This window comes from Dietzia alimentaria 72 (assembly GCF_000226215.1).
Classification (GTDB): Bacteria; Actinomycetota; Actinomycetes; order Mycobacteriales; family Mycobacteriaceae; genus Dietzia; species Dietzia alimentaria.
Genome location: NZ_AGFF01000002.1, coordinates 36,946 through 45,440 on the forward strand (window position 1 = coordinate 36,946; position 8,495 = coordinate 45,440).

General features: G+C 68.0%; 7 protein-coding genes. 3 read left to right on the top strand and 4 right to left on the bottom strand.

The features are described from left to right. The first annotated feature begins 409 nt into the window (after window positions 1–409). On the top strand, window positions 410–1,120 hold the full coding sequence (locus ON04_RS00225) for a GntR family transcriptional regulator (RefSeq protein ID WP_010539550.1): 711 nt from the start codon (window positions 410–412) through the stop codon (window positions 1,118–1,120). Between the two features lie 73 nt (window positions 1,121–1,193). Here ON04_RS00225 and fadD5 read toward each other — a convergent pair whose 3' ends face one another. From fadD5 to ON04_RS00245, 4 genes are read right to left on the bottom strand one after another with little or no spacing between them, the layout of a single operon-like run. Further along, window positions 1,194–2,783 carry a fatty-acid--CoA ligase FadD5 gene (gene fadD5 / locus ON04_RS00230; RefSeq protein ID WP_010539551.1) on the bottom strand — a complete coding sequence of 530 codons (1,590 nt, stop codon included), beginning with the start codon at window positions 2,781–2,783 and terminating at the stop codon, window positions 1,194–1,196. Window positions 2,784–2,836: 53 nt separating this feature from the next. Continuing rightward, a complete protein-coding gene (locus ON04_RS00235; RefSeq protein ID WP_010539552.1) occupies window positions 2,837–3,628 on the bottom strand; it encodes an enoyl-CoA hydratase-related protein in 792 nt (263 codons plus the stop codon). Continuing rightward, window positions 3,625–4,719 (bottom strand): oxygenase MpaB family protein, encoded by a 1,095-nt coding sequence (locus ON04_RS00240; protein ID WP_010539553.1) that lies wholly within the window; start codon window positions 4,717–4,719, stop codon window positions 3,625–3,627. Before ON04_RS00240 ends, ON04_RS00235 begins: the two co-directional genes overlap by 4 nt. Window positions 4,720–4,725: 6 nt before the next feature. Beyond that, entirely contained in the window at window positions 4,726–6,222 is a 1,497-nt protein-coding gene (locus ON04_RS00245) for an aldehyde dehydrogenase family protein (RefSeq protein WP_010539554.1), read from the bottom strand. Window positions 6,223–6,358: 136 nt separating this feature from the next. Between ON04_RS00245 and ON04_RS00250 the strand changes: the two genes are divergently transcribed. Together ON04_RS00250 and ON04_RS00255 are read left to right on the top strand one after the other, a co-directional pair. Continuing rightward, window positions 6,359–7,501: an acyl-CoA dehydrogenase family protein gene (locus ON04_RS00250; protein ID WP_010539555.1), complete on the top strand. Its 1,143-nt coding sequence runs from the start codon at window positions 6,359–6,361 to the stop codon at window positions 7,499–7,501. 93 nt (window positions 7,502–7,594) lie between these two features. Continuing rightward, complete coding sequence (locus tag ON04_RS00255) at window positions 7,595–8,395, top strand: LLM class F420-dependent oxidoreductase (protein ID WP_010539556.1); 801 nt, start codon at window positions 7,595–7,597, stop codon at window positions 8,393–8,395. The last annotated feature ends 100 nt before the right edge of the window (window positions 8,396–8,495 follow it).

Below are 8,495 nucleotides of genomic sequence, written 5' to 3' on the forward strand. Positions count from 1 at the left end.
ACGCGCCCGGTGTGCACACGTTTCAGCGGCTTACGCTGCGAGTCTGGACCACACAGCCAGCGCGGGTCACACCCGCAGCGTATCCAGCAGGCGATGCGCTGGCGCAGCGCTCATTCAGCCCGGCCAAGACTCGGTCGGAGTGCATGCGGGACGCAGGCGGGCTGCGGGCCGGGCGGGCTGGGCTGGGCGGGGCCGGGGCCGGGGCCGGGGCCAGCGGACAATCCGGCAGCGCACCCGGCGCCGGATACGCTGGCGCGATGCCGAGATGTTTCACGTGAATCCCGTGGGGCAGCGACCGCATTCCGACCGAGGCACATTCCGACCGGGGTAGTGTGAGCCGCTACGGATATATCGTATTTTGGTTGAGCGTCGTCGACGCCCCGGTGGACGCTCCTTCTCCTGGAACGAGGTGGCGGACGTGCCCCCCATGCGCCTCGCGCAGCGCCCCCAGCTCTCGGAAGAGGTCGCAGACCACGTACGGATCCGGATCATGAGCGGCGAGATCCGGCCCGGAGACTTCATCCGACTCGACGAGACTGCCCTCGCCCTCGGGGTGAGCGTGACCCCTGTCCGCGAAGCGTTGCTCACCCTCCGCGGGGAGGGGCTGGTCGACCTGGTCCCCCGACGCGGCTACCTGGTCTCCCCGATGAGTCGGCAGGACATCGAGGACATCTTCTGGTTGCAGGCAACGTTGGCCAAGCGGATCGTCAACCGGGCCATCACGCGATACGACGCTGACTCGCTCGAGACCCACGCCCGTCTCATCGACGACTTCGAGTCCGCTTCCGCAGCCGGCGATACCGACGAGGTGGTGCGCGCCGAGTACGCCATCCATCGATTTATCAACCGGACTTCCCGCTCGGACAAGATCTCGCGATTCCTGTCCAACGCCGCCCGCTACGTCCCCTACCGGCTGTACGCCGAGGATCCCAAGTGGCGGGCGGGTGCCCTCGAGGACCACCGCCGGATGCTCGATGCGCTGCGAAAGGGTGACCTCGCGGCCGCCCACACGGTGGTGGACGCCGAGTTCGCGGACGGGGCCACACTGCTCATCGAGCACCTCGAGCGAGCCGGTGTCTGGGATGACGACCGAGAGCAGAACCTCACGGCGGAGGCCTGAACACCAACTCCGCGTCCGCTCCCGGACATCTCCGGGGCCCGCCCGGTTAGCGTGCCCGGGTAGCCCGCCCGGACTACACCCCCACCGTGCCGTGCTCGGAGCGCAACGCACCCTTGACCACCTTGCCGCTGGCGTTGCGGGGCAGCTCGTCCACGTGGACCAGGTGCTTGGGCTGCTTGAAGCCTGCGAGCTTGTCCCGCAGCCAGTCGTTGAGCTCTTCGAGGGTGAGGTCGGCGCCCTGCTGCTCGTTCTGCGCGACCACGGCGACCGGAATTTCGCCCCACTTGTCGTCCTTGCGGCCAATGACGGCCACCTCGCGGATACCGGGATGGCCCGCGATGACGTTCTCCACCTCAGCGCGATAGATGTTCTCGCCTCCGGAGATGATCATGTCCTTCTTACGGTCCACGACGTAGACGAACCCCTCCTCGTCCATACGGACCAGGTCGCCCGAATGGAACCAGCCGCCCTCGAATGCCTCGGCGGTCTCCTTGGGCTTGTTCCAGTACCCGGACATGGTGGTGGGGCCCCGGTAGACGATCTCGCCGACCTCACCTGGGCCGACGGGCTCGCCGAAGGCGTCGAGCACCCGTGCCTGGAGCGTCGGGATGACCTTCCCTACGGAGCCGAGTTTGCGGAGCGCGTCATCGCCGTCGAGGGCGCAGGTGATCGGGCTCATCTCCGTCTGTCCGAACACCGCGCAGTTCAGCGCATCGGGGAACGTCTCCGACATGGCGCGCAGAATCGTATCCGTGGACGGGGCCGCGCCCCACGAGATGTTGCGCAGGACCAGGTCGCGGGGCCGCGCCTGCTGCTCAGCGCAGACCGCCTGCCATTGCACCGGCACAAGGAAGACGCTGGTGATTTTCTCCTCCTGGAGGGTGTCCAGTACCGCGGCCGGGTCAAAGGCCTGCAAGGGATGGACCACCGTCGCCCCGCCGAGCTGGAGACCCGGCGCGATCGAGCCGAGTGCCGCGATGTGGAACATCGGTGCGGCCAACAGCGAGCGCCCCTCCTCGTCGAACATCCGGAATATCCGGATGCAGGTGAGGGATTGAGCGGTGAGGTTCTCGTAGGAGAGCATCGCACCCTTGGGCCGGCCAGTCGTTCCGGAGGTGTAGACGATGAGCGCGGTGGTGTCCTCGGGAACGTCGATCGGCTCGTGGGGCGCGCCCTCCTCAGCGATCGCATCGGAGTAGGCGGTCTGACCTTCCGTCCCGGACTCGCCTCCGATGACGAAGTGCTCCCCCGGCTCCTCGCCCTGAGCTCGGATGGCCCCCACCAGTGGGGCGAGCATCGCGTCCGTGACGACGGCCTTCGGGGTGCAGTCGCTGACGAGGTAGGCGAGCTCGGCCGGGGTGAGGCGGAAGTTCACCGGGACCGCGATAGCGCCCAGCTCGTTGATCCCCAGCACGGCCTCGATGAACTCGGGATTGTTGAGCGTGATGAGCATGACCCGGTCGCCCTTACCGACCCCTCGGCGCGCCAAGGCGTCAGCGAAGCGGTTGCTGCGATCGTGCAGTTGCCGCCATGTGGTGGTCTGGCCCAGGAAGCGCAGCGCCTCTGAGTCGGGCTTCATCTCGGCGTGGGTGGCGACCCACGTGTTCCAGGTATTGCGGCGCGCCGCGTGGAGCTGGGCGATGGGATCGGTGGCAGTGGTCATGGTCTCCGCCTTTCGTGGGGGGTACGTCAGCAGTCGTGCGAGCGAGGGTGGTTTCAGGAGAAGTTCGGGCGGCGCTTCTCGAGAATCGAGGACACGCCCTCGGCGAAGTCGGCGGACACGAGCAGCTCGCACTGGCCCTCGTGCTCCCGGGCCAGTGCGGCGTCCAGCTCGGCCAACGTCGACCCGGTGATGGCCCGCTTGGTGAGTTCCAGGGCGCGTCGCGGCCCCCGCGCCAGACGTCGGGCGAGCTTGGCCGCAGTGGCCTGGAGTTCCGCGGTCGGGTAGACCTCCATCGTGAGGCCCACGTCGCGCGCCTCCGCGGCGGACACCGCGTCACCGCGCAACAGCATGCGGGAGGCGATCGCCCGTCCGACGGCGGCCGGTAGCAGCACGCTGGCCCCGCCGTCGGGCATGAGGCCGATGTTGGTGAACGCGAACAGCAGGTAGGCGTCCTCGGACATCAGGACCAGGTCCGCGGCGAGCGCCAGCGAGACCCCCACCCCGGCCGCAGGCCCGGCCACGGCCGCGATCACCGGAACCGGAGTGGTGAGCACCGCGCGGACCAGCGCCGCAGCGCCTTCCATCGTCTCGGCGGGACTGGGCGCGTCGTCGCCGCCTTCCCTGGCCGCCTGCAGGTCGGCTCCGGTGGTGAAGGCCCCGCCCTCGCCAGTGAGCATGATGACCCGGGTGTCAGGATCCGTGCTCTGCTCGCCGATGGCGGCGGTCAACGCGGTGACTGTGGCGTGGTCGAGGGCATTCATCCGGTCGGGTCGATTAATGCTGATCGTCACCACACCGAGGTCGTCGCGTTCGACGTTGAGGGCGTCGCGTCCGGTCGCGGTCATCGGGCCTCCTCGTGCGGAATAGGGCAAGAATTTGTCCGGTCACGCGGCTGGATGGGGCACGCTCCCAGGTCCGCGGGCCGGTAGCCGGTGGGGTAACCGGGATAAGTCTGGTTCTCTATCGCGCGGGCTCCGAGTTCACGGCGGCGGACCGGCAGCCAGCGCACCAGCTTCGACCGTGCCCGCAGCGCCCCGAAGGCAGCCTTCCGTCTAGCGGGCGGTTGCCACGGGAACCCGAATGCCCGCGTCATGTCGTCGTCGACCAGCGAGAGCACCACCTTGCGGACCGCCGGCCGGACCGCCTCGGGATACCAGGAACACATGAGGTCGAGCGTGTACGTGCCGATCAGCTCGTTGTTCCGGTCGTAGCGCATCGTGCGGGCCTCGTAGTCGTCACGCCAACGCCGGAACTCCCCGATGTTCTCGGGGATGTCCTTGATCCGCATACGCTCGCCGACCGCCCGGTAGAAGTGAAACGCCGCGAGTCGTTCATTGGGGTGCAGCCGACGCCAGCCGATCGAGTCGATCCACTCGAGCGGCTCGTAGATGAAGGTCGACAGAACATAGAGCATGTCGTCGTTCGTGATCTCATACCGCGCGTGCTGGCGGTTGATCACCCGCAGCGCCTCCTTACCCCGCGGCGAGTCGTACCCGTGCTCGATCAACTCCGACATCAGCAGCCCGGTGTCGTCGTACCGCTTCTGCGGGTGATCCCGGAACTGGCCAGCCTCCTCCAGCACCGCCGACACCGACGGGATGCAGTAGGTCCGGTACAGGGCCAGCTCCAAGGCCCGTTGGTAGTCCCACGGGAACTCGTACGCGAAGGTGATGCGGTGGATCTCCGCCGCGTCCCGGACCGGATCCAGAGTCGCGATGAGATCGCGCCAGTACCAACGACCGGGCCTGAGCGGTACGCGCGCGGTGAGAGGGTGCTCCTCCGCCGGGTCTGTGATCATGTTCGCCGGGATCAGTCCGAACACCCCTGGCACGGGCGGCCGCCCGGCGGTCGCAGGCCTCGTCGTCGTCGTCCTCTCCCGGCTCGGATCCGGCGCGTCGTCACCGAACGCGGTGGCGCTGGACGCGGTGGCGGTCATGTCACATCACAACTTTCCCTGGACGTTGGCGAGCATCCACTTGACGATCTTGATGTCGCGCGGCTTGCGGGTCATGGTCATGAGATTGAGCGGGGACGGGAACCTCTGCGCGGTGATGGCCTTGGGGCGGGCGAACTCGCGCAGCCCGTCAGCTCCGTGGATGCGGCCGAAGCCCGAGTCGCCCGAGCCGCCGAACGGCAACGCGGGGATGCCCGCAAAAGCGAGGAACGAGTTGACGGACACCATGCCCACGTCGAGGGTTCCGGCCAGGGCCAGGCCCCGCTTTTTGTTGCCCGTGAAGATGGACCCGCCGAGTCCGTAACTGCCGGCATTAGCCCTCTCCACGGCCTCCTCGAGGTCAGCGACCGGGTTGATGACAACGGTCGGCCCGAACGTCTCCTCGGTGATCGCGGTGGAATCCTCGGGGACGTCCACCAGGACCACCGGCTCGACGACCCGCTCGCCCACCGACTCCTCCCCTCCGAGGACCGCCTTCCCACCACGGGCGATCGCGTCTTTGACGTGTCGGCGGATGATGTCGACCTGCGCCGGCAGCGTCATGGGCCCGTAGCTGGAGGAGGTGCTGTTACCCGGGGTCAGGGCTCGAACCCGTGCCGTGAACTTGTTGACGAACGCCTCGTGGACATCCCGGTGGACGTAGATCCTCTCAACGCCGGCACAGGTCTGACCCGCGTTGCCCATCGCACCGAACACCGCCTGCTCGGCGGCCGCGTCGAGATCTGCATCCCTATCGATGAGGAGGGCGTCCTTGCCGCCGCCCTCGATGACGACGGGGGTGAGCGTCTCCGCACAGGCCGCCATGACCTTACGGCCCGTCGCCGCGGAGCCGGTGAACGCGAGCTTGTCGACGCCCGCCTTGCACAGGGCGTTCCCGGTCGAACCGTCCCCGGTGATGGTCTGGATGAGCGGCTGGGAGGCGCCGAGGGAGTCCCACACCTCCGCCAGCCAGACGCCCACACCCGGCGTGAGCTCGCTGGGTTTGAACACGACCGCGTTGCCCGCTGCCATGGCGTAGGACAGCGTGCCCATCGGGGTGAACACCGGGTAATTCCACGGTCCGATCGCGCCGACCACGCCGTAGGGCTGGTATTCGACATAGGCCGCCTGGTTGCCCATGAGGAGACCGGCCGAGACGGGACGACGACGAAGAACGCGGTCTGCGTTCTTGGCAGCCCACTCCAGATGGCTCACAGCGAGCATGATCTCGAGCGTCGCGTCCTCGTCCGGCTTACCGGTCTCGGCCGATATCAGGGAGGCCAACTCCGGGGCCCGCGCTGAGATCGCCCGCTTGTACTCCAGCAGCCACTCGCGGCGCCCCCGCGGGCCCTGACCTGCCCACCAGCGGGCCGCAGCACGGGCGCGCTCCACGGCCAGCGCGACCTCCTCGCGACCGGCGATCGGGTACTCGGCGAGGACCGTGCCGTCGCGGGGGTCCAGGCTCGCGAACGTCGGTCCGGTCTTGCCGGGCTCTGTGGTCGTCATCTGGAGTCCTCTCGGTTCCGATCACATATATCTGATGTAGCGTGGCGTGATACGCATCACAGTAGACCAGTGTGCACTCCCCTGACGCCGAGTTGCCGATGCCCGCACAACCACCCACAGAAAACCGAGGCCAGAAGTGTTCGACATCCTCACCGAAGAGCAGCGTGACTTCGCCAAATCCATCGATGACTTCTGTGCCCGTGAGGTCGGCAGCGTCGAGAAGCGCCGGGATCTCACCACGGAGGGCGGGACCCACTCACCGGAGATCTACGCCAAGATGGCCGAACTCGGGTGGCTGGGGCTGACCGTCCCCGAGGAGTACGGGGGCTCCGACGCCGGCGCCGTGGAACTGTGCCTGCTGCTCGAGCACTCGCTGCGTGGCCTGGCCCCCATCGGTGGCATCGGCCCCACCCTCATCACGGCCGCAGCGTTCCAGAAGTTCGGGACGGAGGAGCAGCGCAAGCGCGCCCTTGAACTGGTCGTCAGCGGAGGCACCCTGTCCATCTCGATGTCTGAACCGGGCGCGGGCTCCGATGTCGCCGCCCTGCGGTGCAAGGCCGAGCGCGACGGCGACAACTGGGTGATCAACGGCCAGAAGACCTGGTGCTCCAACGCGCACTTCGCGGACCGGATCCTGCTCGTCGCGCGTACCGACTCGTCCGGCAAGAAGCACGAGGGCATCACCATGTTCGACGTGCCCGCCGACATCGAGGGTCTGCAGATCACCGGGATCGAGACCATGGGTGGCAAAGAGGTCAACGATCTCTACTTCACTGACGTCCGGCTCCCCGCCGACGCCGTGGTGGGCGAGGTCGGTGGCGGCTGGGGGCAGCTGATGACCGGCCTCAACATCGAGCGACTCATCCTCGCCGCCATGCAGCTCGGCATAGCCCAGCGCGCGTTTGACGACTGCCTCGCGTTCATCAAGGAACGCGAACAGTTCGGTCGCCCCGTCGGTACCTTCCAGGTCATCCGCCATCGGATGGCCGACCTGGCCACCGAGATCGAGGCCACCCGCCTGCTCGTCTACGCGGTCGCCAAGAAGGTCGACGAGTCCGACCCCGGTGCCCTGTTCCCGCGCGAGGCATCCATGGCCAAGCTCAAGGCGTCGGAATTGAGCAAGCGAGTGACGCTCGAGTGCATGCAATCCATGGGCGGGTACGGGTACGCCACCGAGTACGGGATGGAACGCCTCGTCCGCCAGGCCGTGGTCTCCACCATCTACGGCGGCACCAATGAGGTCCAGCGCGACATCATCGGCAAGACGCTCGGGCTGTAACCGCGGCCTCGAACCCGTCGGCCGCGAGCCCGTCAGCCGGCGGGCTCGCCCGAGTGGATGCGCACCACGGCGCGACGCCCCACAATGGGGCGCATGAGCTCTACCTCCGAACGCCCGGCCCGCATTGCCGTCCAGCTCCAACCGCAGCACGCCCCCGACTACGCGCTGATCCGCGACGCCGTGCGCAGGTCAGAAGACGCGGGCGTCGACGTGGTCTTCAACTGGGATCACTTCTTCCCGCTCTACGGGGACCCCGACGGCGCCCACTTCGAGTGCTGGACAATGCTGGCCGCCTGGGCCGAGCAGACCGAGCGTGTCGAGATCGGCGCGCTCGTCACCTGTAACACCTATCGAAACGCCGACCTGCTGGCCGACATGGCCCGGACCGTCGACCACATCTCGGGCGGGCGGCTGATCCTCGGGCTGGGGGGCGGGTGGTTCGAGCGGGACTACGTCGGGTACGGATATCCGTTCGGCACTAAAGGCTCCCGCCTCGACGACCTCGGCCACTCCTTGGAGCGGATCGAGCAACGATTCGCCAAGCTCACGCCCGCCCCGACGCGGGATATACCCGTGCTCCTCGGCGGCGGTGGCGAGAAGAAGACGCTGCGGCATGTGGCCCGTCACGCCGACATCTGGCACTCGTTCATGGATGTGGAGACCTACCGCCACAAGTCGGCTGTGCTCGCGCAGCACTGTGCGGACGTGGGCCGAGACCCGAACGAGATCGAGCGCTCGACCGAACTCGGTGGCGCCGAGTCCGCCGACGACGCCCGGCGCAAGGCTGATGCCCTCCACGCGGAGGGTGTCAGCCTGTTCACCGTGGGCGTGAATGGCCCCGACTACCCGCTCGACCTGGTCAGGTCGCTCGTGGCGTGGCGCGACGGCCGCTGAACTTCCGCGCGGAGCCCCCGCCACAGCAGCTGCACGCCCCCGCTCGCCGCAGCCCCGGCCGCCGCTCGCCGCAGCCCCGGCCGCCGCTCGCCGCAGCCCC

What these genes read in the sequence shown, in the direction of transcription:
- fadD5 (WP_010539551.1), bottom strand. Translation starts at nt 2,783, where the DNA reads ATGACCACTGCCACCGATCCCATCGCCCAGCTCCACGCGGCGCGCCGC.
- ON04_RS00255 (WP_010539556.1), top strand. Translation starts at nt 7,595, where the DNA reads ATGAGCTCTACCTCCGAACGCCCGGCCCGCATTGCCGTCCAGCTCCAA.
- ON04_RS00235 (WP_010539552.1), bottom strand. Translation starts at nt 3,628, where the DNA reads ATGACCGCGACCGGACGCGACGCCCTCAACGTCGAACGCGACGACCTC.
- ON04_RS00240 (WP_010539553.1), bottom strand. Translation starts at nt 4,719, where the DNA reads ATGACCGCCACCGCGTCCAGCGCCACCGCGTTCGGTGACGACGCGCCG.
- ON04_RS00245 (WP_010539554.1), bottom strand. Translation starts at nt 6,222, where the DNA reads ATGACGACCACAGAGCCCGGCAAGACCGGACCGACGTTCGCGAGCCTG.